Below are 24,151 nucleotides of genomic sequence, written 5' to 3' on the forward strand. Positions count from 1 at the left end.
AGTGAAGGGCTCTCATGCGTGATGTGAACGAGGCCGCGCCGGCGTACGCCGGACAGCGGGCGACCGGCGAGTCGATCGAGCGGGGCGGCGGCGGGCTCGGCGTGGACGCCCTGCTGGCCAAGGTCAGGACCGCCGAGGCGCCCTCGCCGACCGGCCCTGACGCCGGTTCGGATCCCGGTTCCCGTACCGCCCCGGCTCCCCCGGTCCCGGACGTGGACGGGCTGGCCACCGCCATCGCCGCCGCGGCGGGCCCGCATCTGCCCGAGGGACACCTCTCGCCCGACGCCGACTTCTTCGACGCCGGTGGCAGTTCCGTCGGCGCCGTAGAACTCGTCGCGCAGCTGGAACGCGAACTTGGCCTGGAGATCAGCCTGGACGACGTGTTCGCCGACGCCCGGCCCCGCAGCCTCGCCCAGCGCTGGCTGTCGACCGCGGGAGCCACGGCGGTCCTCTCGGTCCCGGCGCTGCCCGCGGGAAGCCTGGCGGCCTCGGCCCCGGCCACTTCGGGAACCTCGCCCACCCCGGGCACCCTTCCGCTCTCCGCCGCGGGCACCCGCCCGGCCGCCGCCCCGGGCACCCTTCCCGTCCCGGCCCCCCGCACCCCACCCGCGACGGCGATCACGACCCGGCCGGGCAACAGCGACACCCCCTACTCCATGGCCCGTCCCGAGGACCTCGACCAGATCCTGGCCGACCTCTCCCTCGCCGACCGTCTGCCCTGGACCAGCACGCCCGAGGCGTTGCCGCCCCGCCGGATCCTGCTGACCGGTGCCACCGGCTTCCTCGGCAGCCATATGCTCCTCGACCTGTTGCGGCACAGCGACGCGCACGTCTACTGCCTGGTCCGCGCCGCCGACGAGGAGACGGCCACCGCCCGGCTCGGCGACGCGCTCAAGAGCTACCGGCTGCCCTGGTCGTCGGAGGTCCGCCGCCGGGTGACCGTGCTCCCCGGCGACATCAGGCGCCCGCACCTGGGCCTGTCCGACGAGCTGTGGAACGCGCTCGCCCATGAGCTGGACAGCGTGGTCGGCGTGGCGGCGGCCGTGGACTTCCTGCGCGGCTACCAGTCGCTCAGGCAGAGCAATGTCATCGGCTCACTGACCCTCGCCGAACTGGCGGCGACCGGCCGGCCCAAGCCGCTGCACCACATTTCCTCGATCGCGGTCTTCAACGAGGTCGGCATCACGGCCATGGGCGAGGACGACCCGCTCGCCCACGTCGACCGCCTCATCGCGGGCTACGACCAGACGAAGTGGGCCGCCGAGGTCGCTCTGCGCCGGGCTCGCGACCACGGTCTGATCGTCACGGCCATGCGCCCCGGCGGCATCGGCGGCCACACCAGGACCGGCGCCTACAACCCGCAGGACCTCAGCAGCGGCCTCATCTCGGCCTTCGGCCGCTTCCGCACCGTGCCCGCCTTCCACTATCTGAACGCGGCCCCGGTCGACTGGGTGAGCCGGGTCGCGGTCGGCGTCGTCTGCGAACCCGACGCGTGGGGCTACGACTACCACCTCACCGGCGTACCCAACACCCTCGACGACGTCGTACGGGACATGGCGTTCGGCGGCATGCACGTACGCGTACAGGACTGGGACGAGTGGCGCACCGACGCCCTGGCCCGCCTGGAGGCCGAGCCCGTGCCCGAACTGGGCTTCCTGGCACGGGTGTTGCAGAGCCCCACCGCCCTCAAGCTGTGCGAGGCGACACTGAAGGGCCCGGCGGCCACCGACGACCGTACCGCCGCGCTCGTCGAGACGCTCGGGCTCCCGCCGGCGGCCCGCTATGACGCCCAGGCCCAGCTGAAGACGTTCGAGCGGCTCGCCCAGGACGGCCTGGCCCGGCTGCCACACAAGGACGACCAGCCGTACCTGTGGTTCTCCGAGACGACCGAGGGCGGTGTCGGCCCGGTCGGAGCCCCCGCCGACACCCCCTGCTCGATGGCGCTCACCCTCTCCATCGCGAGCATGTACCAGTTGGTGAAGGAACGCCGGGTCGACGTCAGCGGCGAGCTGACCTGCCCGGCGGTGCACCCCGAACCCCTGGTCGTCGAGCGCGGCGACGTCTGGATCCGCCCCGACGAAGGCATCCCGCACCAGCACGGTCTGCGGCACCAACTCCTCACCTACCGGCTGTCGTTGCTCGACGCCGACGGCGGGCGCTGGTGGCTGGAGGGCAACAAGCACGCCCGGGCCCGCCGTGACGTCTGGCGGCAGACCCGCGCGCTGACGGTCGAGATCGGCCGCGAGGGCGAACCGGCAGCGCTGGCCGGCGAGGTCGTCGTGCCCGCCGACAGCTACATACGTGACCAGGTCGACGGCATCAAGGTCGACCCGCGCCTGAGCAGCCAGGAGAAGCGGGCCGCCAAGCTGACCTGGCTCGCCTGGTTCGGCCTGGAGATGGGCCGCGGCCTGCTCGGCCCCTTCGCCCGGGCCGCGGCCGACCTCCTCGACCTGCGCCGCACCCAGACCCCCTCGGAGCACCGCCGATGATCCTCAGAACGACCAACTCCCGTACCTGGCCCGCGATGCGCAAGGTGAGGACCACCGCGGCCCTGCGCCCCCTTCGGCACCGCCTCGATCCGGCGACGGTCGAGGAGATCCCCTTCCGGGCGGGCGACGGCGTACGCCTCGGCCTGACCCGTATCGACAGCGGCGAGCCGGACCGGCCCGCCGTACTGCTCCTGCACGGGCACACCGCCTCCGCCGACATGTTCCTGCTGCCCGAGACCCGCAACCTGGTCGACGTCCTCCTCGACGACGGCTACGAGCCCTGGCTGCTCGACTGGCGGGGCAGCTGCCGGCTGCCGTACAACGAGACGGGCCAGAGGTACACGTACGACGATGTCGCCCTGTACGACATCCCCGAGGCCGTCTCCCACATCCGGCAACGCATCGGCGACCGGCCGCTGTTCGTGGTCGCCCACTGCATCGGCTCGCTCACGCTGTCGCTGAGCATGACGGCGGGGCTGGTGCCGGGGCTCGCGGGCGTGGTGTCGCAGGGGGTGTTCCTGACGCCGAAGCTGGCGGGCCGCACCTCGCTGCGGATGTCGGTGGCCGGGGAGCTGCTGAAGTCCCGGATCGATCACATCCCGGTCGACTTCCGCACGGTGGGCTTCTGGTCGAAGTACACCCCGCTGTTCGCACTGGCCTCCCGGAAGGCGAGCTGCCCGGATCCGACCTGCCAGATCCTGCACAACTCGGCCTGGGGGACCGGCGCTTCACTGTTCGTGCACGAGCACCTGTCCGAGGCGACCCACCACCGGCTCGCCGAGCTGCTCGGACCCGCGCCGCTGTGGATCCTGCCGCATCTGCGCCGCATCGAGCTGGCCCGTACGGTGGTGCGCTGGCACGACGGCGACCACCGCTACCGGGCGCTGCCGCCCAACGCGCTGGACGCCGCCGCCCGTATCGACACCCCCGTCCTGCTGCTCGCGGGCAGCGAGAACGGCCTGTGGCTGGATTCCCAGAAGCTCTGCCACGACGTACTCGCCCGCAGACAGCCTCAGCTGGACGTGACGTACACCGAGATCCCCGGCTACGGCCACCTCGACACGTTCCTCGGCCGGGGCGCCGCTCTCGACGTGTTCGGGCACATCCTCGATTTCCTCGGCGAACAACGGTGACGGCGGCCCGGGCGGCCGGTTACCGTACGCGTCAGTAACCGACCGCACCGCAGGAGGCACCGATGCCGCAGCTCGAAGTCGACGGCGCAGCACTGACGTACGACGACGAGGGCCCCCGGGACGGTGACGGCGTGCCCCTGGTGTTCATCCACGGCTGGACGGCCAACCGGCACCGCTGGGACCACCAGGTGGCGCACTTCTCGTCCAAGCGGCGGGTCATACGGCTCGACCTGCGCGGGCACGGCGAGAGCACCGGGTCGGGAGCGCGAGCGGTCGACGAGCTGGCCCGGGACGTCATCGCCCTCCTCGACCACCTGGAGGTCGACCGGTTCGTCCCGGTCGGCCACTCCATGGGCGGGATGATCTCGCAGACCCTCGCCCTCGCCCACCCCGAGCGGGTCGAGCGCATGGTGCTGGTGGACTCGATCAGCCGGATGACCTACAGCCGGGGGCGGGGCCTGCTGATGGCGGTGTCCACGCTGGTGCCGTTCAAGCTGTTCGTCGCCGCCAATATCCAGCGGGCGTTCGCCCCCGGCTACCCCCGCGATGAGATCCGCGGCTACGTCAAGGCCTCCGCGGCGACGCCCAAGGAGGTGGTGATGACCTGCTACGGCGCCATGCGCGACTTCGACGTCCTGGACCGCGTCGGCGAGATCACGGCACCCACCCTCCTGGTGCACGGTTTCCACGACATCCAGCTGCCCGTCTCGCAGATGCTGCGGATGGCGAAGGCCTACCCGGACGCGGTGGTACGCATCGTGGACGCCGGCCACGAACTCCCGGTGGAGAAGCCGGCCGAACTGACGTCGACGCTCGACTGGTTCCTGACCGGCCGGGCGTGAGGACCCCGGGCGCCGAGGCGTCGGGCTGTCTTTCCGGCACTTTGGCTGCGGCGCCCGTGACCGCGCCGGACACTGAAGGGAACCTCCCGGCGGGCCGTCCCCGAGCCCTGTCACCCCACGCGCTCCGAGGAGTCACGGCATGCCGCTTCTTCGTACAGGTGACCTGAACCTCTACTACCAGGTCGCCGGGGAGGGCGATCCGCTCGTCTTCGTCCACGGCTCCTGGAACGACCACACATCGTGGCAGCCCGCGATCGAAGCCGACCTCCGGTCGTCGTTCCGGGTGATCAGCTTCGACCGTCGTGGCCACGGGCAGAGCGAGGCGGGGCCGGGCCAGGGCACCCGCCGACAGGACGAGGACGACCTCGAGGCCCTGATCGAGCGGCTCGGACCCGCGCCCGCGCACGTGGCCGGCAACTCCTTCGGCGCGTCGATCTCGCTCGGTCTGGCCGCACGCCGCCCCGAGCTGTTCCGCACCATCACGGTCCACGAGCCCCCGCTCGTCGGGCTCGTGGCCGACGACCCGGACGCCATGAAGGAACTGGCTCCGGCGAAAGCCTCGATCGACGCGGCCCTCGACCATCTCCGCAAGGGCGAGTACGAGCAGGGCGCGCGGCAGTTCGTGGAGGAGGTCGCACTCGGACCCGGCATGTGGGACCGGCTGCCCGCCGAGACGCGCGAGACATTCGTGCACAACGCGCCCACCTGGCTGGACGAACAGTCCGACCCGGTCTGGGACCAGCTGGACGTGGCAGCCCTCGCGCGCTGCACCGCGCCCGTGCTGCTGAGCCGCGGCACCGAGAGCCCGCAGTGGCTGAGCACGATCCTCGACCGGCTGGCCGCGGCCCTGCCACACGCACAGCGGCAGACCCTCGAAGGATCGGGGCACATCCCCCACGTCACCCATCCAGAGCAGTACGTCGCCGCACTCACCCGCTTCATCCGGGCGGCCTGAGACACCTCCCCGAGGTCCCCCGGGCCCCGGGCGGGGACGACGCCGCGCCGGCGATGCCATCGGCGGACTTCCGTGCCACAGCGCGGGCCCTGCCGCCGATCGGTACTGTCGGAAGTGATCACCGCTCGCTGTCCGCTCCCGGTTCCCGGACCCGGGCGGCCGAGCGGAAGGAGGCAGGGCGTCGTGACCGTGATCTCCCTGAAGTCCGCGCAGGTACGGGAAGGGCTCACCCTCCCCTATGGCGAAGCCGGGTACCCCAGCGGCACACCGGTCCTCTTCGTGCACGGGCTGGCCGACTCCTGGTGGTCCTTCGAGCCCCTCCTCAGACGCCTCCCGGCGTCCTTGCACGGCTACGCACCCACCCAGCGCGGCCACGGCGACGCCGACCGCCCTCCCGACGGCTACGCCCCCGAGGACTTCGCCTCCGATCTCGTGGCCTTCCTCGACGCCGTCGACATCCGCCGCGCCCTCCTCGTCGGATCCTCCAGCGGCGGCGTGCCCGCCCGCATGGTCGCGGGCAGCCACCCCGACCGGATCGCGGGACTGGTACTGATCGGCGTCCCCGGGACACTTGAGGACAAGCCGGCGGTGACCGCGATGCGGGAGACCGTCCAGGGCCTCTCCGATCCCGTCCCCCGCGAGTTCGTCGAGGAGTTCCTGGCCGGCATGGTGGCCAGGCCGGTCGCCAGAGGACTCATGGAGACCATGATCGAGGAAAGCCTCAAGGTCCCCGCCCACGTCTGGAAAGACACCCTGAGCGGTCTGCTCGAAGCCGATCTCCCCGCGACCCTCGCAGGCATCCTGGTGCCCACGCTCGTCATCTGGGGCGACCAGGACGACTTCCTGCCGCGCGGCGACCAGCAGACCATCCTGGACGCCATCCACGGAGCGCGCCTTCTCACGTACGAAGGCGTAGGCCATGTCGTCCACTGGGAAGAGCCCGAACGCGTCGTCGCCGACATCGCCGCCTTCGCCGCGGAGCGGTCGTACGAAGCGGAATGAGGGGCAGGACCGCGCTGCCGGAGCACGCGGCGGCGGAGGCCTCGGACCTGCGCGGCGTTGTGGTGCTGCGCAGGGGACCCGCGGCCCCCGCCGACGTCAGCGTGTGAGGGCTCAGGACGTCTCGTCGTCCGGCTTCGCCGGCTGCTCCTTGCTCGTAGGGTCGTCCTCGGAGGTGTCGAGTTCGTGCATCCGGCGATGGATGGCCTCGCGCAGGCTCTCACCGCCAGGTCGCGTGGGAGCGGTGGCGGCGGGATCCGCCGGTGGTCCGGCCGGATGCTCCGGCGGTTCGGACGCGAGCTGATCGATCACCTCATGCAGGTGGTCGGCGCGGTCCTTGCCGTCGTTCTTCTCGTCTGCCACGTTCTCGTCTGCCACGGCGCACCTCCGTTCCGGGCGGTCCGAGTGCGGTCGTCCTCCCCATTGTCCTACCCGTTGTCCTGATCGCCCTCTTCCCAGGTGCCTTCGACGACGGGCCCGGCCTGTAGCTCGTCGACGCGGCTGCGCCACCCGTTGGCGCGGGACTGGGTGGACTCCTTCACCGCGGCGGTCAGGGTGCGGGCGGCGGCGAAGCGATCGGACCGAGGGCCACTGGCGGCGATGCGCGCGATGGTTCCCGTACGGGAGTCGATGGCCGAGCGCAGGCTGCCGGCGCGGGCGGTCAGACGGCCCAGGTCGCGGAAGCGGGGCTGGTCGCTGTCGAACCAGATCTGCTGCCACCAGTGGTCGCTGACCGGGTCGTGCCAGCTGATGTAGCCGCCGGGCAGGATCTTGCGCGGGCCGTCCAGCTTGCCGGTGAAGCTGTAGCGCACACCGGGGGCGGCGACCGGGTCGTAGAAGTTCGGGGTGAAGAAGTCCGACATCAGCATGCCGTTGATGGTGTAGCCGTTCTCCGGCGCCTCCGACGGATCCGCGACCTCCACGAGGAACTCCACCACGCCCTGGCCGGGCTTGGGGGACTGGCCGGCGACCAGCCGGTTGCCGCCGGGGTCGCCGAGCATCTCCAGCATCTCGTGGCTGGCGGTCATCGACCAGCTGTCGCTGTACTCGATCAGCGAGAAGGGCTGGCCGTTGTTGTCGAGGTGGACACCGGCCGCTCCGGCCTGCTGGATGTCATCACGGACGATCATGGGCCAGTAGCCGACCGGAACGTCGTCGAGCTTGTCGAAGGCGTCGACGCTGGCCGGGATCTTCCAGATCGGGTCGAAGTCCCGGATGGCCTGTTTCTGTAGCGCGGCGGCGACCCGGTTGAGCTGGGACGGGGTGATCTGGTCGCTCTCGGACACCAGGGCAAGGTGGGTGACAAGCATGCCGGGCTCCTGTTCGACGGGGACCTTTCAACAGGCAGGATGCCGTAACGTCACCACTTCGTTACCGCATGTCGCGGCCGATGGCCCGCATGGAGTAGGAACTCGGCATCCATCCATTCGACGCCGGCTACGCCGTCACAACCGGACGATGATCAGCGCGGTGTCGTCGGTGGCGCCCCCCGGCGGGAGCAGTTCGAGGAGGACGGCGTCGGCGAGGGTCTCCGGGTCGGCGTCCCGGTGGCGGAGCAGGGCGGCGGCGAGACGGTCGAGTCCGGCGTCGATGTCCTCGCCCCGGCGTTCGATCAGTCCGTCGGTGTACAGCACGACGGTGGCGCCGTCGGTGAAGGTCGTGGTGGCCTGGGGTCTGGGGACCGGGTCGGGCCGGGCATCGAGGGGCGGGTCGGTGGCCTGGTCGAGGAACTCCACACGACCGTCGGCGTGGACCAGCGCGGGCGGGGGGTGCCCGGCGCTGCTGTAGGTGATGGTGTGGTGGTCGAAGTCGATGAACGTCGTGACCGCGGTGGCCGATTCGGCGCCGTCGACCACATGGGCGTACCGTCCCAGGACGTTCAGCGCCTGGGCGGGGCCCTCCGCGACGCGGGAGGCGGCGGTGAGCGCGCTGCGCAGCTGGCCCATCACGCCGGCGGCCTCCAGACCGTGGCCGACCACGTCGCCCACGGCCACGCCGATGCGGTTGCCGCCCACGAGCTCGACCAGGTCGTACCAGTCCCCGCATACGTTCAGCGCGCCCACCGCGGGCCGGTAGCGCACGGCGGTGCGGCGGTGTGCCGTCAGTTGGGGGGCGGGCAGCATGGCTTTCTGCAAGGCCAGCGCCACCTCGCGCTCGCGGGCGTGGGCCTGGCGCAGACGTTCATTGACTTCCTGCAGTTCGCGGGCGCGGGTGTACAGCTCGGCTTCGAGCACCCGGGCTCGGTTCCCGCCCGGTCCGCCGCGGGCCCGGATCAGTTCGGTGACCTCCTCGACCCGGTGGATCAGCAGCACCACCTTCCCGTCGGGGCCGTGCACCGGCGCGTTGACCGGACTCCAGTAGCGCTCCTCCCACTCTCCGGGCCGGTCGGGGGATGCGACGTCGTACCGCTGCAGGGCCATGGCGTCGCGCTCGCCGGTGCTCAGTACCCGGAGCAGCGAGGCCTCCAGGTTGCGCATGCCCGTCGCGGTGGAGTCGTTCGGGTTGTCCGGGAAGACATCGAACAGGTACCGGCCGATCAGCTGCTCCCGGGTGCGCCCGGTCATGTGGAGGAACTCGTCGTTGGCGTCCGCGTACACGAGCTGGGGCGTGAGCAGCGCCACCATGCCGGGAAGGGCCCGGAACATCGCCGCGTAGTCGATCCGCGCGTCCGTCATAGTGCCGCCACCTCGCTGCCGATATCGCACATTTTCGCATGGTTCGATCGGCTGGACCTGGCGGTGTCAGTACCCCGGGAGGGTATCGGCAAAGAAGGGTGACTTGGAAAGTCCCGACGGCCGAGGGTCGGCGGGCCACTTCGTGGGCGTCCTCGGTGTGAGGGCCGGCGTGCGGAGGATGAGTTCGGCCATCCGCTCGTCGGCGCCGGGTCCGGCCCGGCCGGACTTGTCGGCGAGCGGCCGATGGCCCCGCTTGTGAACCGAGTTGTCAGCCGTCACACGGCGACAACCCTCACCCCCGCCTCCTCGAACCGCCGCACTGTCTCCGCCCCCACCGCCGCGTCCGTGACCAGCGTGTCCACCGACTCGGCCGCGCAGATCCGGGCGAACGCGCGCTGTCCCAGCTTGCTGGAGTCGGCGGCGACGACGACGCGCTCGGCGCGCTCGCACAGCAGGCGGTTGATCGCGGCCTCCGCCTCGTCGTGGGCGGCCGCGCCGTGTGTGGGGTCGAAGGCGACCACGCCGAGCACGGCGACGTCGATGGTGATCTGGCCGAGCACGCCGTCCGCGAGCGGTCCGATGAGCTCGTAGGACTGCGGGCGCGCGACCCCGCCGGTCACCACGATCTTGAACTGGGGGCGGACGGCGAGCTCGTTGGCGATGTTCAGCGCGTTCGTGACGACGGTCAACGCGGGGGAGCCGGAGGCGAGATCGGGGCGGACCGCCAGGGCGCGGGCCACCTCGGTGGTCGTGGTGCCGCCGGTCAGGCCCACCGCCTCGCCGGGGGCGATGAGGTCGGCCACCGCCTTCGCGATGCGCTGCTTCTCCGAGGCGTGGCGTGCGGTCTTGTAGCGCAGGGGCAGTTCGTACGAGACGCCGTGGACGACCGCGCCGCCCCGGGTGCGGACGAGCATCTGCTGCTCGGCGAGCTGGTCGAAGTCGCGCCGGATCGTGGCGGCCGACACCTCCAGCTGGGCCGCGGCGTCCTCGACATCCAGGCGGCCCCGCTCAACGAGCAGTTCCAGCAGCGCCTTCCAGCGGGCGTCGCGCGACATCCGCACCCTCCATTCCTCGATCTTCCGCGACCCTAGCGCACCCCGTTCCCCCTCGAATGCTTGATTGTGCTCGAAACCTCGCTATATCTTGCAGGAACAAGCATCAGTGGGAGGGGTACGGCATGAGCCATGTCGAGAACGAGCTGAGCAGTCAGCCCGAGTGCTGGATCCGCGCCGCCGGGCAGGCCGCCGCGCACGGGGCCGCGCTGCCCGCGGCGGGGGAGCGGGTCGCGATCGTGGGGTGCGGCACCTCGTTCTTCATGGCACAGGCCGTGGCCGCGCTGCGCGAACAGTCCGGGCAGGGCGAGACGGACGCCTTCGCCGCGTCGGAGTTCCCGCACGGGCGCTCGTACGACCGTGTCGTCGCCCTCACCCGCTCCGGCACCACCACCGAGGTGCTGGAACTTCTTGGGCACCTTCGGGGACGTACGCGTACGACGGCCGTCACCGCCGACCCCGAGACCCCCGTGATGGAGTCCGCGGACGACATCGTCGTGCTCGACTACGCCGACGAGCGGTCCGTGGTGCAGACGCGGTTCGCGACCACCGCGCTCACGCTGCTCCGGGCCCATCTCGGGCTGCACTCCGACGCCGTCGTCGCCGACGCCCGCACCGCACTGGAGGCGCCCCTGCCCGAAGGGCTCGTCGAGTGCGCGCAGTTCACCTTCCTCGGCCGCGGCTGGACCGTCGGGCTCGCCAACGAGGCCGGGCTCAAGATGCGTGAGGCCTCGCTCGCCTGGACCGAGGCCTACCCGGCGATGGAGTACCGGCACGGCCCGATCAGCATCACCACCCGGGGCACCGCCACCTGGATGCTCGGCGAGGCACCCGAAGGGCTGGCCCAACAGGTGCGTGAGACCGGCGGGTTGTGGGTGGCCGGCGCGCTCGACCCGCTCGCCGAACTCGTCCGGGCCCAGCGCCTGGCGGTCGCCGTCGCCGTGGCCCGCGGGCTGAACCCCGACCAGCCGCGCCACCTGACGCGCTCGGTGATCCTCAGCCAGACGGCCCACTGAACCGGGCTCAACCACCCACCGAGAAGGAGGAGTTGTGCCCCTCGCAGCAACCGGTGAACTGGTCGTCGCGGCCGCCGAGGCGCGGACCGCCGTCGCCGCCTTCAACATCATCACCCTGGAACACGTCGAGGCTGTCATCGCGGGAGCCGAGTCAGTCGCCGCGCCGGTCGTCCTCCAAGTCAGCGAGAACGCGGTGAAGTTCCGCTACGGACGGCTGCTCCCGCTGGCCCGTGCCGTGACCGCGGCGGCCGAACGCGCCTCGGTGCCCGTGGCGTTGCACCTCGACCACGTCCAGAGCGACGACCTGCTGCGGCAGGCGCCCGGCGCCGGGTTCAGCTCCGTTATGTACGACGCGGCACGGCTGCCCTACGAGGAGAACCTCGCCGCCACCCGGGCCGCCGCCGACTGGGCGCACGCCCAAGGGCTGTGGATCGAGGCCGAGTTGGGGGAGATCGGCGGCAAGACGGGGTCGGCCGGGCCGCCGCTCGACGCGCACGCGCCCGGCGCCCGTACCGACCCCGCGGAGGCCCGCGCCTTCGTGGCCGACTCCGGCGTGGACGCCCTGGCCGTCGCCATCGGCAGCTCGCACGCGATGACCACCCGCACCGCCACCCTCGACCACGACCTCCTCAAGCGGCTGACCGCCGCGCTCGACGTGCCACTCGTCCTGCACGGCTCCTCCGGAGTGCCGGACGACCAGCTGGCGGCGGCCGTCGCGGGCGGCATCGCCAAGGTCAATGTCGGCACGGCGCTGAACATCGCGATGACCGGCGCCATCCGGGAGTTCCTCGCCTCCCACCCCGAAGCGGTGGACTCACGCAAATACCTCAGCGTGGGGCGGGAGGCGATGGCGCAGACGGTGGCGCGGCTCATCGGCGTACTGCGTCCCTGAGTGAATCAAGCGGCGTCGGTCTCCACGAGCTTCTCGAAGAAGAACTCGTGCTTGAGGAACGACGTGTCGTACTCACGCCCTGGATACGGCGGAATGAGCTGCGCCGCCTGGAACAGCCGCCAGCCGTCCTCCAGGGCGTGCACACCGCACTTGTACGGGGGTTCGTCACTGTCCCCGGTCGTGGGAGACGTACGGCCGGTGCCGTCGTAGACCGACCAGCCCACCACGTCCGAGTCGAGCGCCGAGGTGGCCAGATAGAGCACGAGAACCTGCTGACGGATACTCATACGGCGTCCCCCTGAGGGCGGTTGGAAACCCGGGTCACCCAGTGGTCCAGGTCGAAGGAGTCGTCCCCGGTGAGCGAGCGCCACAGCAGGACACGGTTGTAGACCTCAAGACGGCCGGTGGCGGGCTCGTACCACGGGAACGTCCTGCCGAGTTCCTCGGCGACGCGCGGGTCCCCGAGATCCGAGATGTCCCACAGCCGCCGCTGGCGCACCGCCGGATTGAAGCGGATCTTGAACATATAGCGCACCGTGTCACTGTCGTTGCGCCGCCCGCCGTGCCACAGCCCATGGTGCAGAAACACCACGGTGCCGGCCGGGCAGACAAGGCGGCTCTGCCCGCGCAGGTTCTGGTAGCGCCCCGTGTCCGACTCGTTGGTCCGCCGCAGATGACTGCCCGGCACGCTGAGAGTGCCGCCCATATCGAGGGTGACGTCCTGCGGGTAGTACATCAACTGGACGTCGAAGGCGTCGGTGCGTACGTCGATGATCGCGTCCCCGTGCAGCGGCTGCGCCTGTCCCTCGCGGGGCTCGCGGATGTGGACGGCGTGATGGTCGACGGTCGCTCCGGGGCCGACAAGACTGTGCAACGCACCAGCGACGGCAGGGAGTTCGAGGAGACGGCGGACGAAGGACCCCTCCGGATAGGCGTCCGGCACCGGGCTGCCGTACGGCACGCCGGGCAGGCCCTCGCTCAGCACCTCCATCCCCTCGGCATTCATCTCCGGCGGCACCACGGCGTCGAGGCGCAGTGAGCCGTGGGCCACGAAACGCGCCATCCGCACCGAGCTCAGCAGCCGCGTGCCGGTCGTCTGCTCCAACGTGTTGGTCATGCGAGTCAACGTAGGACCGGCCCCCTCGTCCGCGCGTTGGCCCCACTCACCACTGCTGGTAGTTTTTCACCATGCGGGAGACGGAACTTCACCTCGGCGAACCGCCCGCCGTCGTCAACATCGGCGTCGGCGTGCACGGCGTCGCGAGCCCCACGGACGTCTTCCGGCTGCCGGAGCTGTGGCAACTGCACCTCTACCAGTACGAAGCCGAGCTGACCGTCGACGGCACGGCGCACGCCATCCGCCCCGGCCGCGTGAGCCTGGTCCCGCCCGGCACCACCGTCCGCTACCGCTACCAGGGCCGCTCCGAACACCTCTACGCCCACCTGCGGATCACCGCCGCGGGACCGTCGCGCACCATCCCTGTCATGCAGGACGCGGGACCCGAACTCCCCACGCTCTCGGGCCTGTTGCTGCACGCGATCGCGGCGGCGCCCGGCACGCCGGAGCGCACCCGGGCCGAGATCTGGACCGCGCTGTGGCGCATCGCCGACCTGACACCGCCCGCCGTGACGAGCCCGGGCCCCCACCCGGCGGTCGGCACGGCGATCGCGCACATCGAGGCGCACCTCGCCACCCCGCTCGCCATCCCCGAGATCGCCCGCGCCGCCGGGGTCTCCCACAACCACCTCACCCGGCTCTTCCGCACCGAGACGGGCACCACGGTCGTGGCCTACATCCGGCGCCGCAGACTGGAGCGCGCCCACCACCTGCTGCGCGCCTCGACCCTGTCCATCCCGGCCGTGGCCGCCTCCGTAGGCATCCCCGACCTCCAGGCCTTCAACAAGGCGTGCCGCCGCGAACTCGGCGCCTCGCCCCGTGTGCTGCGCGGAGCTACTTCTTGACCGCCCGGAGAATCACGAACTTGGCGTCGCCGGCGACGAGTTCACTGTTGCCGAAGAGGCGGCGCAGCTTCAGGTGGTAGCCGAGGTGACGATTGCCGATCACCCACAGCTCCCCGCCCGGCCGCAGCGCGCGCCGCGCCTCCGAGAACATCCGCCAGGCCGTGGTGTCCGTCGTCGCCTGGTGCGAGTGGAACGGCGGATTGTTGAGCACGAGGTCGACGCTTCCGGCGGGAACATCCGCCAGCCCGTCACCGACACGGAACTCCGCGTCCCCCTCGGCGTTCGCCCGGTAGGTCGCCTCGGCCGAGGCCACGGCCTGGTACGACTCGTCGGTGAACAGCACCTCGGCCTCGGGGTTGGCCAGCGCGACCGCCGTCCCCAGCACCCCGTTTCCGCAGCCCAGGTCCACGACACGCTCGGCACCGCGGCTGCGCGGCAGATGCTGGAGGAAGAACCGGGTGCCGATGTCGAGGCGGTCGGCGCAGAAGACGCCCGCGTGGTTGACGACGGTGCGGCCGGATGCCTGACCGATGCCGTCGGGGAGCTCGTAGCTGTACGGCCACGGGTTGGCGTCCCGCGCGATCCCCGCCAGCGGGGTGCAGAAGATGAGCCGGGCCTTCTTCTCGGCCAGCGAGGTGCGGGTCGGGCCCAGGATCCGCTCGAAGAGGTGCAGCGTCGAGGTGTGGATCTCCTTGACCATCCCGGTGCCGACGACGACCGTCCCCTCGTGCACACCGGGCGCCAGCCGGTGCAGCTGGTCCTCAAGGAGAGCCAGGCTCTTCGGCACCCGGACGAGCAGCACGTCGATGCGCCCGGGCGGGGCGTCCTGCGTGGTGAGGAGCTGTACCGCGTCCTCTTCGGCACCGGCCCGCGCCAGATTCGCCCGCGTCGCCTCCTGCGCGAGGAACGAGTCGGTGATCTGCGTCGGCCGGTGCGCCGACAGCGCGGTGGCGAGCGCACCCCACCGGTCGCCGACCACCACGACCGATCCGGTCAGCGGGGTCCCGCTCTCCGCGAGGTGCCGCAGCAGATAGGTGTCGGCGGCGTCCCAGGCCCGCAGCTGCTCGCGGGGGTCCTCGGGAAAACGGGCCAGCTCGTACTCGCCCCAGGGTGTGCTCATCCGGTCGTTCATCGTGGGTCAAGGCTAAGCGGTGCCGGGGAAGTGCGGGCACGCCCCCACGCCGCCCGGCACGCACCCGCACTTCCCCGGCCCCGCTTGGCCGAGCCGCAGCTCAGCCCCGGTCCGGCCGGGTGCGCGAGGATGGGGTCATGTCCATGGACGCCGAACTGTTCCCCCGGAGCCGGACGGAGATCGCGCCCGACGCGGTACACGTCCCGGACTGGCTGGACGCCGACCACCAGCGGCAGCTTCTGGAGGCCTGCCGGGCCTGGGCCCGCCCGCCGGCCGGCCTGCGCACGGTTCGCACGCCCGGCGGCGGGACGATGACCTCCCGGCAGGTCTGCCTCGGCTGGCACTGGTATCCGTACGGGTACGCGCGCACCGTGGTCGACGGCGACGGCTCCCCGGTCAAGCCCTTCCCTGCCTGGCTGGCCGACCTCGCCCACGACGCGGCGCGCGACGCCCTCGGCCCGGTGGCCGTCGCCGCGACAGCCCCGTACGACATCGCACTGATCAACTTCTACGACACCGACGCCCGCATGGGCATGCACCGCGACAGCGACGAGCAGTCGGAAGCGCCGGTGGTGTCGCTGAGCCTCGGCGACACCTGCGTCTTCCGGTTCGGGAACACCGAGTCCCGCGCGCGGCCGTACACGGATGTCGAGCTGCGCAGCGGCGATCTCTTCGTGTTCGGCGGGGCGTCGCGGCTCGCGTATCACGGGGTGCCGCGGGTGTACGCGGGCACGGCGCCGCCCGAGTTGGGGCTGACCGGCCGGCTGAACGTCACCCTCCGGGTCAGCGGCTTGTAGGCCGTACGTCTCCGAGGCCGCTCGGCGACCGGACGGGCCCCGTCATCAGCGGATCATGGGAGACTCGCCCTCATGAACGGCAAGGCGGGCCCCCGGACGGCGGGGGAAGGGAACACGCGGACGCGGCTGGACCGGGGGCGCGGAGCGCTCGGGCCGGCGCTGGAGCTCGTGCACACCGGGCGTGCGCCGACGCGTGCCGTGCTCACCGCCGAACTGGGCGTCACCCGGGCGACCGCGGGCGCGGTGGCCGCGGAGCTGGAGGCGCTGGGGCTGATCCGGGTCGACGCGCGGCCCGGGGCGGCCGCCGGTTCGCAGGGGAGGCCCTCGCACCGGCTCGAGGTCGCCGAGGACGGGCCCGTGGCGCTCGCCGCGCAGGTGCACGCCGACGGCTTCCGCGCCGCGCTGGTCGGGCTCGGCGGCCGGATCGTCGCCACCGCGCCCGGCTGCGAGACCGTGGATGCCGACCCGGCGAAGGTGCTCGGCTCCGTCGTCGAGGCCGGCGCCGAACTGCTGCGCGACACCGGGCGACGCTGTGTGGGCGCCGGACTAGCCGTGCCGTCCGCCGTCGCCGAACCCGAGGGGCTCGCGCTCAACCCGCTGCACCTGGCCTGGCCCGCGGGCTCTCCGGTGCGCCAGATCTTCGCCGAGCGGGTGCGTGCGGCCGGCATCCAGGGACCCGCGTTCGCCGCCAACGACGTCAACCTCGCCGCCCTCGCCGAGCATCGCCACGGTGCGGGCCGCGGCGCCCGCGACCTGCTGTGCGTGGCCACCGGCCACCGGGGCGTCGGCGGCGCGCTCGTGCTCGACGGGCGGCTGCACACGGGCAGTTCGGGGCTCGCCCTCGAAGTCGGTCACCTCACCGTCAACCCCGAGGGCCGCCCCTGCTACTGCGGCAGCCGCGGCTGCCTCGACGTCGAGGCGGACCCGCTGGCCTTCCTCACCGCGGCGGGCCGCGACCCCGGCCCCGAGGTGTCGCTGCTCCAGCAGGCCAACGACCTGATCCGCGGGCAGTACGACGATCCGGGCGTCCGCACGGCCGTCGAAGCCCTGATCGACCGCCTCGGCCTCGGCCTCGCGGGCCTGGTCAACATCCTCAACCCGGACCGCATCATCCTCGGCGGACTGCACCGCACCCTGCTCGACGCCGACCCGGACCGGCTGCGCGCCGTCGTCGCCGACCGCAGCCTGTGGGGGCAGAGCGGCGGCGTACCCATCCTCGCGTGCACGCTGGACCACAACAGCCTCGTGGGGGCTGCCGAGTTGGCGTGGCAGCCGGTGCTCGACGATCCGCCGGCGGCGCTGGCCGGGGTCTGAGAGGTCAGGAATCGGTCGGCTTCACCGCGCCGCGACCGCATCAGGAGCCGGTCAGGCTCCACAGTGCCGCGACCAGCGGACGTCGCAGGTCCGTCCGGCGCACGCACAACCCGATCGGGAACGGCTCGGGCGGAGGATCCGCGGGAATCACCGACAGGCGCTCGCGCACCGCACTGTGATCGAGTACGAGGCGGGGGACCACGCCCGTGCCACAGCCGAGCGCGACCAGGGCCAACAGCCCTTCGTGGCCGTCCGGTTCGGTGGCCACCTCGAAAGCCGTGCCGTGCGCGCGGAACCAGCGGTCCGCCGCCTCGCGGACAAGGCCTCGGTGGGGGAGTACGAAGGGGCCCCGAGCCCCGGGAGAACTGCTCCCGCACGGCCCGCCTCGGCGCCCGCCGCTGGGGCCCGCGCTTCCAGGCGGCGTACGAGCAGATCGCCTTTCCGGGGGCGGCCGCGCCGACGGATCCGGCACTGATCGAGGACTTCACCGCCCACCCGATGCACGACGCCCTGGCCGCGGCCGCCGAACTCCGACCCTCCGTGGACATTTCCGTGGCCTAGGTCTGTCGGCTCAGGGCCACGCGACCGCGAAGGCGCGCCCGGGATTCTCGGTGAGCATGCGGTCCACCAGGTCCCTGCCCAGGGCGAGTTCGAGCCTCGGGCGCACCCGTCGCAGCAGATACGGCATCCCGGGGCCGCCGTTGACCGAGCGGGCGGCGGCGGTCGTCGTGTCGCCGCCCAGGAGCAGGCGGTGGCCGAAACCGGCGTCGGCGAGGGCGCGTACGGCGTTCGGCATACGCCAGTCGGTGGCGTGGTGGGCGCGTGAAGGACCGTCGAAGGCGAGGTACGCGCCCGCCTCGGCGGCCTCGCGCTGCACCACGAAGTCCGGCGAGCGATTGAGGTGGCCCAGGATCACCCGGTGCGGGGGCACGCCCAACTCGCCGCACAGCAGGTCGAGTACGTCGAGGGCGCCCGTGCCCAGCTCCAGGTGGACGGCGATCGGCGCCCCCGTGGCGTGGTGGGCCTCGGCCGCGGCGGTCATCGTCCAGCGGGCGTGAGCGTCGAGGGCGTGGAAGCCGCCCGCGACCTTGATGAGTCCGGCCCGGACCCCGGAGGTGCCGATGCCTGTCGTGAGTTCGGAGACGAAGAGAGCCGACAGCTTGTCGCGCAACTCGGAGAGCGACTCGGGCGTGTAGTGCGCCGCCTGGTGCAGCCCGGTCGCGGCGACCACCTGAACGCCGGTGTCGCGGGCCAGCAGCGGCAGGTCCGCGGCGCGCCGCCCCAGGCCGTACGGCGTCCACTGCACCACGCTTGTGCCGCCCTGCGCGCGGAACGCGGCCAGCTCGGCCCGCGCGGCGGACGCGTCGCGCAGTTCCTGGCCGGGGAGTTGGGGGCTGCCGAAGAAGAGGTGGTCGTGCGCGTCGCACACGCCCAGGTCCTCGGGGCGCACGTCCCCGAGGACCGTACGGACTGTCTCCGCGAGGGCGTGAGGGGCAGTGCTCACCACTGCCGACCCCGCGGCAGCCGGTCGCGTTCCGGTGCCGACAGGTGCAGCACCTGGAAGATCTCCCCCGACGCCTTGGGGGAGTCGTGGTCCCACAGCGAGAAGTGCACCAGCTCCCAGTGGTGCGGATCGACGGCCGCCGCCACGCAGACCGCGCCGTCCAGCGCGGCCAGTCGCCCCGCCTCGCGCACGGCCTCCTCCGTCACCTCGGACAGGTCCACTCCCTCGGGCACGGGCCGGCGCCGACGCACCGCGACCTTGGCGGGCGACCCGGCGGCGCCGCCCTCCTCGTACGCGAGACCCGTCCAGTGCTGCACCACCGGCCGCCCGAAATCGTTGACGAGCCCCTGGAACGCGCCGCCCCAGAGGAAGGAGTTCATGCCCTCGGTGGTGTTCCACAGGTAGAACGGTGCGTACTGGTTGACCGGCGAACCGTCCACCCCGCGCTCACGCATCAGATACGTCTTGAACCCGAGCCCGTCCCAGTCGTCGAGCAGGTGCCCGATCCGGGAGACACGCCTGCGGATGATGTCCATGTCGTAGTCGGCGGGGAAGGTGAGTTCGTACTGCATGGCGTGCATCGGGTGCCTCCTCAGGCGGGGTACTCATCCGATCCGACGTGCTTGTCCCACTCCGTGGTCGTGCCGTCCTCGGCCGCCTCGACGACCGCTAGATGTGTCATGAAGGTCCGGGGCGCGGCCCCGTGCCAGTGCCACTCGCCGGGCTCGATCCACACGGTGTCGCCGGCGCGGATCGCCTCGACGTCACCCCCCTTGCGCCGCACCAGGCCCTCGCCCTCCAGGACGTGCAGGACCTGACCGTGCGGGTGGCGGTGCCAGGCGGTGTGCGCGCCGGGCGCGAAGTGGACGTTGAACATCCGCAGCCGGGAGGGGGATTCGGGTACGGCGACCTCGTCGAGCCACACCGTCCCCGTGAAGTTCTCAGCCGGTCCCTGCTGGGTGTCGGGGCGCTTCCTGGTGATGTGCACGTAAGTGAACTTCCTTATCGGAGAGGCGAGAGCAGGGCGAGCAGTCCCCGGACCCCTGTGTCGAAGGCGGCGGGCCGGCCGGACGCGCGGGCCAGTACATAGCCGCCCTGGACGGTCGCGAGGATCGTCGCGGCGATCTCCTCCGCGTCGAGCGTGGGCGCGAACTGGCCCTGCTTCTTGCCCTCTTCGACGATTCCGGCCAGTCGCTCGCGCAGCCAGTCGATCGTCTCGTCGACCGGGGCGCGCAACTCGTCGCTCGCGATCACGTCCGGGTCCATCGTCAGCCGCCCGACCGGGCAGCCGCGCAGGACGTCACGCTCACGGCGCAGATACGCCTCGATGCGCTCGTACGGCGACCCGGGCGAGCTCAGTACGCCCTCGGCGGTGGCCCGCATCTCCTCGGCGGTGCGGCGGATCGCGGCCAGGGCGAGATCGGGCTTGCCCTTGAAGTGGTGGTACATGCTGCCCTGCCCCGCGCCCGCGTGCTCCTGGATGGCCTTGGGGCTCGTACCCACGTAGCCGCGCTCCCACAGGAGTTCGCGCGTTGACTCGATCAGTCGCTCCGGAGTGCTCATGAAGCCACTGTACATACTAGTAGGTACAGACGTCGAGGGCTGAAGGAAGCAGTCGGCGACTCCCCGCGTACTCCCGGGGAGGTACACGCACGGCCGCTGGCCGTACGACGACGCGGACCCCGTCCCGGAGCGAGTCTCGAAGCATCGCAACAGATCCCACCGAGGAGATGACCTCAGATGCAGACCCTGGCGAACTGGGACGGCGGACCCGGCCCGTGGATCCTCTTCTTCCCGCTGATCTGGGCAACCGCCGTGATCGGCGTCGTGACCGTCCTGCGCCGCACCGTCGGACGCGGTCGCCGCGGCCCGTGGCGCGCGATGGGCGGCGGCTTCGGCCCTGACGGCGATTCCCGCCCGACGGGTGACGCGCCGATCGCCGTGCTCGGCCGCCGCTTCGCCTCCGGCGAGATCGACGAGGACGAGTACTGGCGCCGGCTCTCCGTCCTGGACGAGCAGTTCGGGCGTACGGGCAAGGGGGGAGCGGCGTGACCAGCGCGACCACGACGCGTCATGCCGCGGGTGTCACCGACGCCGTCAAGGTGTACGGCGGCGGAGACACCGCCGTGAGGGCCCTGGACGGGGTGAGCGTCGGCTTTCCGGCCGGGCGCTTCACCGCGATCATGGGGCCCTCGGGCTCCGGCAAGTCCACCCTGATGCACTGCGCGGCGGGCCTGGACACGCTCACCTCCGGAGCCGCGTTCATCGGCGGCACCGAACTGGGCACGCTCGACGACCGGCGCCTGACACTCCTGCGCCGCGACCGCATCGGCTTCGTCTTCCAGGCGTTCAACCTGGTCCCGACGCTGACCGTCGCGGAGAACATCACCCTGCCGATGGACCTCGCCGGATCCAAGGGCTCCCGTGAGTGGACCGAGGCGCTCATCGACGTCGTCGGCCTGCGTGACCGGCTCCACCACCGCCCCGGCGAACTCTCCGGCGGACAGCAGCAACGCGTCGCCGTGGCACGGGCGTTCGCCGGACAGCCCGACGTCGTCTTCGCCGACGAACCCACCGGCAACCTCGACTCCCGCTCCGGCGAGGAGGTCCTGAACCTCCTCGGCCGTGCGGTGCGCCAGATGGGCCGTACGGTCGTCATGGTCACCCACGACCCGGTCGCCGCCGCGCACGCCGACGAGGTCGTCTTCCTCGCCGACGGACGCCTCGTCGACCGGATGGAGTCCCCGACGGCCGAGAAGGTCCTCGACCGGTTGAAGGCCTTCGACGGCGCGGGGGCCCGGTCATGAACGCCTCGCTGCGCATCAGTGTCGCGTCCCTGCGCGCCCACAAACGACGCTTCGCCGGTACGTTCCTGGCGGTGCTCCTCGGTGTCGCCTTCCTGGCCGGAACACTCGTCATGGGCGACACACTTCGAGCCGGCTTCGACACGATGTTCGGCAACGCGACGAAGGGCACCGACGCCGTCGTCCGCAGTGCCGACACCATCACCACGCCCGGCGAGAGTCAGGGCGTACGCCGGCCCGTCGACACCGGCCTCGTGAAGACGATCGAGAAGACTCCGGGTGTCGCGGCCGCCGTGCCCGACATCCAGGGCGCGGGCCAGCTGGTCGGCTCCGACGGCAAGTCCATCGGTGGCCAGGGCCCGCCCACTCTCGCGGGCAACTGGATCGAGGACACCGAGCTCAACGCGTACCAACTCGCCGAGGGCCGCGCTCCGTCGAAGTCCGGTGAGGTCGTCGTCAACCGGGGCGCCGCCAAGAAGGGCGACCTGAAGATCGGCGACACGACGACCCTGCGTACGCCCGACCCCGTCAGGGTGACGATCGTGGGCCTCGCCACCTTCGGCGGCGAGGACGGCATGGCGCAGGTGACGTTCACCGGAATGACGCAGGCCGACGCGGAGAAGTACCTCACCGCGAAGCCCGGCGAGGCCGCGAGCATCCGTGTGCGGGCCGGCCCCGGCGTCAGTCAGCAGAGGCTTGTATCCGACCTGACTCCAGTCCTGCCCCAGGGAGTTGAGGCCATCACGGGTCAGGAGTCGGCGCAGGAGAACACCGACATGATCTCCAGCCAGTTCCTGACCATCTTCACGACCTTCCTGCTCGTCTTCTCCGGCATCGCGCTGCTGGTCGCGACCTTCTCCATTCACAACACCTTCGCGATCGTCGTCGCCCAACGCACCCGCGAGAACGCCCTGTTGCGCGCCCTCGGCGCCTCCCGCCGCCAGATCACCGTCTCGACCCTGGTCGAGGCGAGTGTGGTCGCCGTGACAGCGTCGGCCGTGGGCCTCGCGGGCGGCATCGGTGTCGCGGCCGGGCTGCAGGCACTGTTCCCGGCCATCGGATTCCCCTTCCCCGAAGGCGACTTGGTGATCAGCGGCCTGTCCATGCTGCTCCCGTTGGCGGTCGGCATCGTGGTCTGCCTCGGCTCCGCGCTGCTGCCCGCCGCACGCGCCGGACGCACCGCTCCGCTGGCCGCACTGCGCGAGACGGCCGTCGACCAGTCCGGGGCCTCGCGCGGGCGGGCGATCGCCGGCGGTGGTCTGGCGGCCCTGGCGGTCGCCCTCACCCTCACCGGCGTACTGGCCAGTACGTCCTTGTGGCTCGCCGGCCTCGGCGCCGTCCTGGCGCTCGCCGCCTTCGTCGTCCTCGGCCCCGTCGCGTCGTCGACAGCCGTACGGGTTCTCGGCAGCCCCCTGGACAAGCTGCGCGGCGTCACCGGCGGACTCGCCCGGCGCAACGCGCTGCGCAGCCCGAAGCGGACGGCCGCCACCGCGAGTGCCCTGATGATCGGCGTGGCCGTCGTCTCGCTGTTCACGGTCTTCGGCGCGTCGCTCAAGGCCACCATGGACCAGACGGTCGCCCGGTCCTTCGCCGGCGATGTCGCCGTCAGCAGCCCCTCGTTCGGCGCCGGCGGCAGCGGACTGAGCCCGAAGCTGGCTCCCGCGATCGCGCGGCAGCCGACCGTCGAGCACGCCGTCGGCCTCGGCCGCGGTGTCGCCGAAGTCAACGGCAAGGGGCGCGCGTTGACGGTCACCGACCCGGTCACGCTCGGCAAGGTCTTCGACCTGGGCGACGTACGGGGCTCGCTGAACGACCTGGGCACCGACGGCCTCGCCCTCACCAGGAAGGAGGCCGACAAGCAGCACCTCACGACCGGTGACACGGCCCAGCTCGCCTTCACCGACGGCAAGAAGGAGAACTTCACCGTCCGCGCGGTCTACGGCCGGTCGGAACTCGCGGGCGACTACGTCATCACCCGCGCCGCCTGGGCCCCGCACCGCACTCAGGACTCCGACACGCTCGTCGCCGTCTCCTTCAGGAACGGCGTGAGCACGGCCGACGGCAAGGCGGCGGTGCGGAAGGTCTCGGAACAGTACGGCAACCCCGAGGTGCAGACCCGCGACGAGTACGCGCAGTCCTCGGCCGGTGGCATCGACATGATGCTCACCCTGGTCTACGCGCTGCTCGCCCTCGCGGTGCTCATCGCACTGCTCGGCATCGCCAACACGCTGACCCTCGCGATCCACGAGCGCACCCGTGAACTCGGACTGCTGCGGGCCGTCGGACAGACCCGGGCGCAGCTGCGCGCCATGGTCCGCTGGGAGTCGGTCCTGGTGGCCGCGTTCGGCACGGCGGGCGGGCTCGCCCTCGGTGCCTTCCTCGGCTGGGTGCTCGTCAAGGCCTCCGACGGCGCCTCGGACAGCGCCTTCGCCTTCGCGCTGCCGCCCGCGCGGCTCGCCGTGGTGGCGCTGGTGGGCCTCGCGGCCGGAGCCCTCGCGGGCCTGCGCCCGGCGCGGCGGGCGGCACGCCTGGACGTGCTGCGCGCCATCGCCACCGAGTGAGCCACCGAGGGACGTACGACCCTG

At 71.8% G+C, this 24,151-nt stretch carries 24 protein-coding genes and 1 pseudogene; 13 read left to right on the top strand and 12 right to left on the bottom strand.

What is annotated here, in order from left to right:
* Positions 1–14 precede the first annotated feature (14 nt).
* From OIC96_RS42440 to OIC96_RS42460, 5 genes are all read left to right on the top strand, one after another.
* Positions 15–2,489, top strand: a complete 2,475-nt coding sequence (locus tag OIC96_RS42440; RefSeq protein ID WP_330302725.1) for a thioester reductase domain-containing protein — start codon at positions 15–17, stop codon at positions 2,487–2,489.
* Entirely contained in the window at positions 2,486–3,622 is a 1,137-nt protein-coding gene (locus tag OIC96_RS42445; protein WP_330302724.1) for an alpha/beta hydrolase, read from the top strand. Before OIC96_RS42440 ends, OIC96_RS42445 begins: the two co-directional genes overlap by 4 nt.
* Before the next feature lie 62 nt (positions 3,623–3,684).
* Positions 3,685–4,464 (top strand): alpha/beta fold hydrolase, encoded by a 780-nt coding sequence (locus OIC96_RS42450; protein ID WP_330302723.1) that lies wholly within the window; start codon positions 3,685–3,687, stop codon positions 4,462–4,464.
* Between the two features lie 139 nt (positions 4,465–4,603).
* Positions 4,604–5,419, top strand: a complete 816-nt coding sequence (locus OIC96_RS42455) for an alpha/beta fold hydrolase (protein WP_330302722.1) — start codon at positions 4,604–4,606, stop codon at positions 5,417–5,419.
* A gap of 183 nt (positions 5,420–5,602) precedes the next feature.
* A complete protein-coding gene (locus OIC96_RS42460) occupies positions 5,603–6,421 on the top strand; it encodes an alpha/beta fold hydrolase (protein ID WP_330302721.1) in 819 nt (272 codons plus the stop codon).
* A 111-nt stretch (positions 6,422–6,532) separates the two neighbouring features.
* On the opposite strand, the gene OIC96_RS42465 is transcribed toward OIC96_RS42460, so the two are convergent.
* The 4 genes from OIC96_RS42465 to OIC96_RS42480 form a co-directional block, all read right to left on the bottom strand.
* Entirely contained in the window at positions 6,533–6,796 is a 264-nt protein-coding gene (locus OIC96_RS42465) for a hypothetical protein (protein ID WP_330302720.1), read from the bottom strand.
* 50 nt (positions 6,797–6,846) lie between these two features.
* Positions 6,847–7,728 carry a hypothetical protein gene (locus OIC96_RS42470; protein ID WP_330302719.1) on the bottom strand — a complete coding sequence of 294 codons (882 nt, stop codon included), beginning with the start codon at positions 7,726–7,728 and terminating at the stop codon, positions 6,847–6,849.
* A 135-nt stretch (positions 7,729–7,863) separates the two neighbouring features.
* Complete coding sequence (locus OIC96_RS42475; protein ID WP_330302718.1) at positions 7,864–9,093, bottom strand: PP2C family protein-serine/threonine phosphatase; 1,230 nt, start codon at positions 9,091–9,093, stop codon at positions 7,864–7,866.
* 275 nt (positions 9,094–9,368) lie between these two features.
* On the bottom strand, positions 9,369–10,148 hold the full coding sequence (locus OIC96_RS42480; protein WP_330302717.1) for a DeoR/GlpR family DNA-binding transcription regulator: 780 nt from the start codon (positions 10,146–10,148) through the stop codon (positions 9,369–9,371).
* 122 nt (positions 10,149–10,270) lie between these two features.
* On the opposite strand from OIC96_RS42480, the gene OIC96_RS42485 reads away from it, so the two are divergent.
* Entirely contained in the window at positions 10,271–11,161 is an 891-nt protein-coding gene (locus OIC96_RS42485; RefSeq protein ID WP_330302716.1) for an SIS domain-containing protein, read from the top strand.
* A gap of 34 nt (positions 11,162–11,195) precedes the next feature.
* Positions 11,196–12,053, top strand: coding sequence for a class II fructose-bisphosphate aldolase (locus OIC96_RS42490; RefSeq protein ID WP_330302715.1), 858 nt, complete (start codon positions 11,196–11,198; stop codon positions 12,051–12,053).
* A 5-nt stretch (positions 12,054–12,058) separates the two neighbouring features.
* Here the strand turns inward: OIC96_RS42490 and OIC96_RS42495 are convergent, their stop codons facing one another.
* Together OIC96_RS42495 and OIC96_RS42500 are read right to left on the bottom strand one after the other, a co-directional pair.
* On the bottom strand, positions 12,059–12,334 hold the full coding sequence (locus OIC96_RS42495) for a hypothetical protein (RefSeq protein WP_327434888.1): 276 nt from the start codon (positions 12,332–12,334) through the stop codon (positions 12,059–12,061).
* Between the two features lie 2 nt (positions 12,335–12,336).
* Positions 12,337–13,170, bottom strand: coding sequence for a phytanoyl-CoA dioxygenase family protein (locus OIC96_RS42500; protein ID WP_330302714.1), 834 nt, complete (start codon positions 13,168–13,170; stop codon positions 12,337–12,339).
* Positions 13,171–13,241: 71 nt separating this feature from the next.
* On the opposite strand from OIC96_RS42500, the gene OIC96_RS42505 reads away from it, so the two are divergent.
* On the top strand, positions 13,242–14,015 hold the full coding sequence (locus OIC96_RS42505) for a helix-turn-helix transcriptional regulator (RefSeq protein ID WP_330302713.1): 774 nt from the start codon (positions 13,242–13,244) through the stop codon (positions 14,013–14,015).
* On the opposite strand, the gene OIC96_RS42510 is transcribed toward OIC96_RS42505, so the two are convergent.
* Positions 14,005–15,147 (bottom strand): methyltransferase, encoded by a 1,143-nt coding sequence (locus tag OIC96_RS42510; protein WP_330302712.1) that lies wholly within the window; start codon positions 15,145–15,147, stop codon positions 14,005–14,007. The genes OIC96_RS42505 and OIC96_RS42510 overlap by 11 nt on opposite strands.
* Before the next feature lie 143 nt (positions 15,148–15,290).
* On the opposite strand from OIC96_RS42510, the gene OIC96_RS42515 reads away from it, so the two are divergent.
* Entirely contained in the window at positions 15,291–15,944 is a 654-nt protein-coding gene (locus OIC96_RS42515) for an alpha-ketoglutarate-dependent dioxygenase AlkB family protein (protein ID WP_330309991.1), read from the top strand.
* A gap of 72 nt (positions 15,945–16,016) precedes the next feature.
* The gene (locus tag OIC96_RS42520; protein WP_330302711.1) at positions 16,017–17,258 is read left to right on the top strand and encodes an ROK family protein; all 1,242 of its coding nucleotides are present in this window, start codon (positions 16,017–16,019) and stop codon (positions 17,256–17,258) included.
* Positions 17,259–17,298: 40 nt separating this feature from the next.
* On the opposite strand, the pseudogene OIC96_RS42525 reads toward OIC96_RS42520, so the two are convergent.
* The 5 genes and pseudogenes from OIC96_RS42525 to OIC96_RS42545 all read right to left on the bottom strand — a co-directional run.
* Positions 17,299–17,619, bottom strand: a pseudogene (locus tag OIC96_RS42525) (LysR substrate-binding domain-containing protein); the annotation flags it as partial.
* Positions 17,620–17,829: 210 nt separating this feature from the next.
* Entirely contained in the window at positions 17,830–18,762 is a 933-nt protein-coding gene (locus OIC96_RS42530) for a phosphotriesterase family protein (RefSeq protein WP_330302710.1), read from the bottom strand.
* Positions 18,759–19,343, bottom strand: coding sequence for a DUF4865 family protein (locus tag OIC96_RS42535; protein WP_330302709.1), 585 nt, complete (start codon positions 19,341–19,343; stop codon positions 18,759–18,761). The genes OIC96_RS42530 and OIC96_RS42535 overlap by 4 nt, the downstream gene beginning before the upstream one ends.
* 11 nt (positions 19,344–19,354) lie before the next feature.
* Complete coding sequence (locus OIC96_RS42540; RefSeq protein ID WP_330302708.1) at positions 19,355–19,750, bottom strand: (R)-mandelonitrile lyase; 396 nt, start codon at positions 19,748–19,750, stop codon at positions 19,355–19,357.
* 14 nt (positions 19,751–19,764) lie between these two features.
* Entirely contained in the window at positions 19,765–20,340 is a 576-nt protein-coding gene (locus OIC96_RS42545) for a TetR/AcrR family transcriptional regulator (protein ID WP_330302707.1), read from the bottom strand.
* Between the two features lie 162 nt (positions 20,341–20,502).
* On the opposite strand from OIC96_RS42545, the gene OIC96_RS42550 reads away from it, so the two are divergent.
* From OIC96_RS42550 to OIC96_RS42560, 3 genes are read left to right on the top strand one after another with little or no spacing between them, the layout of a single operon-like run.
* A complete protein-coding gene (locus OIC96_RS42550) occupies positions 20,503–20,814 on the top strand; it encodes an SHOCT domain-containing protein (protein ID WP_330302706.1) in 312 nt (103 codons plus the stop codon).
* Positions 20,811–21,569, top strand: coding sequence for an ABC transporter ATP-binding protein (locus OIC96_RS42555; protein WP_330302705.1), 759 nt, complete (start codon positions 20,811–20,813; stop codon positions 21,567–21,569). The genes OIC96_RS42550 and OIC96_RS42555 overlap by 4 nt, the downstream gene beginning before the upstream one ends.
* Positions 21,566–24,127, top strand: a complete 2,562-nt coding sequence (locus tag OIC96_RS42560; RefSeq protein WP_330302704.1) for an ABC transporter permease — start codon at positions 21,566–21,568, stop codon at positions 24,125–24,127. Before OIC96_RS42555 ends, OIC96_RS42560 begins: the two co-directional genes overlap by 4 nt.
* Positions 24,128–24,151 lie beyond the last annotated feature (24 nt).

Origin of the sequence: Streptomyces sp. NBC_00775, assembly GCF_036347135.1 — a bacterium.
Lineage (GTDB): Bacteria > Actinomycetota > Actinomycetes > Streptomycetales > Streptomycetaceae > Streptomyces > Streptomyces lutosisoli.

Bases quoted from the DNA above. Each gene is read 5' to 3' on its own strand.
- OIC96_RS42440 (WP_330302725.1), top strand. From the start codon at position 15: ATGCGTGATGTGAACGAGGCCGCGCCGGCGTACGCCGGACAGCGGGCG.
- OIC96_RS42445 (WP_330302724.1), top strand. From the start codon at position 2,486: ATGATCCTCAGAACGACCAACTCCCGTACCTGGCCCGCGATGCGCAAG.
- OIC96_RS42450 (WP_330302723.1), top strand. From the start codon at position 3,685: ATGCCGCAGCTCGAAGTCGACGGCGCAGCACTGACGTACGACGACGAG.
- OIC96_RS42455 (WP_330302722.1), top strand. From the start codon at position 4,604: ATGCCGCTTCTTCGTACAGGTGACCTGAACCTCTACTACCAGGTCGCC.
- OIC96_RS42470 (WP_330302719.1), bottom strand. From the start codon at position 7,728: ATGCTTGTCACCCACCTTGCCCTGGTGTCCGAGAGCGACCAGATCACC.
- OIC96_RS42475 (WP_330302718.1), bottom strand. From the start codon at position 9,093: ATGACGGACGCGCGGATCGACTACGCGGCGATGTTCCGGGCCCTTCCC.
- OIC96_RS42480 (WP_330302717.1), bottom strand. From the start codon at position 10,148: ATGTCGCGCGACGCCCGCTGGAAGGCGCTGCTGGAACTGCTCGTTGAG.
- OIC96_RS42485 (WP_330302716.1), top strand. From the start codon at position 10,271: ATGAGCCATGTCGAGAACGAGCTGAGCAGTCAGCCCGAGTGCTGGATC.
- OIC96_RS42500 (WP_330302714.1), bottom strand. From the start codon at position 13,170: ATGACCAACACGTTGGAGCAGACGACCGGCACGCGGCTGCTGAGCTCG.
- OIC96_RS42505 (WP_330302713.1), top strand. From the start codon at position 13,242: ATGCGGGAGACGGAACTTCACCTCGGCGAACCGCCCGCCGTCGTCAAC.
- OIC96_RS42510 (WP_330302712.1), bottom strand. From the start codon at position 15,147: ATGAACGACCGGATGAGCACACCCTGGGGCGAGTACGAGCTGGCCCGT.
- OIC96_RS42515 (WP_330309991.1), top strand. From the start codon at position 15,291: ATGGACGCCGAACTGTTCCCCCGGAGCCGGACGGAGATCGCGCCCGAC.
- OIC96_RS42520 (WP_330302711.1), top strand. From the start codon at position 16,017: ATGAACGGCAAGGCGGGCCCCCGGACGGCGGGGGAAGGGAACACGCGG.
- OIC96_RS42535 (WP_330302709.1), bottom strand. From the start codon at position 19,343: ATGCACGCCATGCAGTACGAACTCACCTTCCCCGCCGACTACGACATG.
- OIC96_RS42545 (WP_330302707.1), bottom strand. From the start codon at position 20,340: ATGTACAGTGGCTTCATGAGCACTCCGGAGCGACTGATCGAGTCAACG.
- OIC96_RS42550 (WP_330302706.1), top strand. From the start codon at position 20,503: ATGCAGACCCTGGCGAACTGGGACGGCGGACCCGGCCCGTGGATCCTC.
- OIC96_RS42560 (WP_330302704.1), top strand. From the start codon at position 21,566: ATGAACGCCTCGCTGCGCATCAGTGTCGCGTCCCTGCGCGCCCACAAA.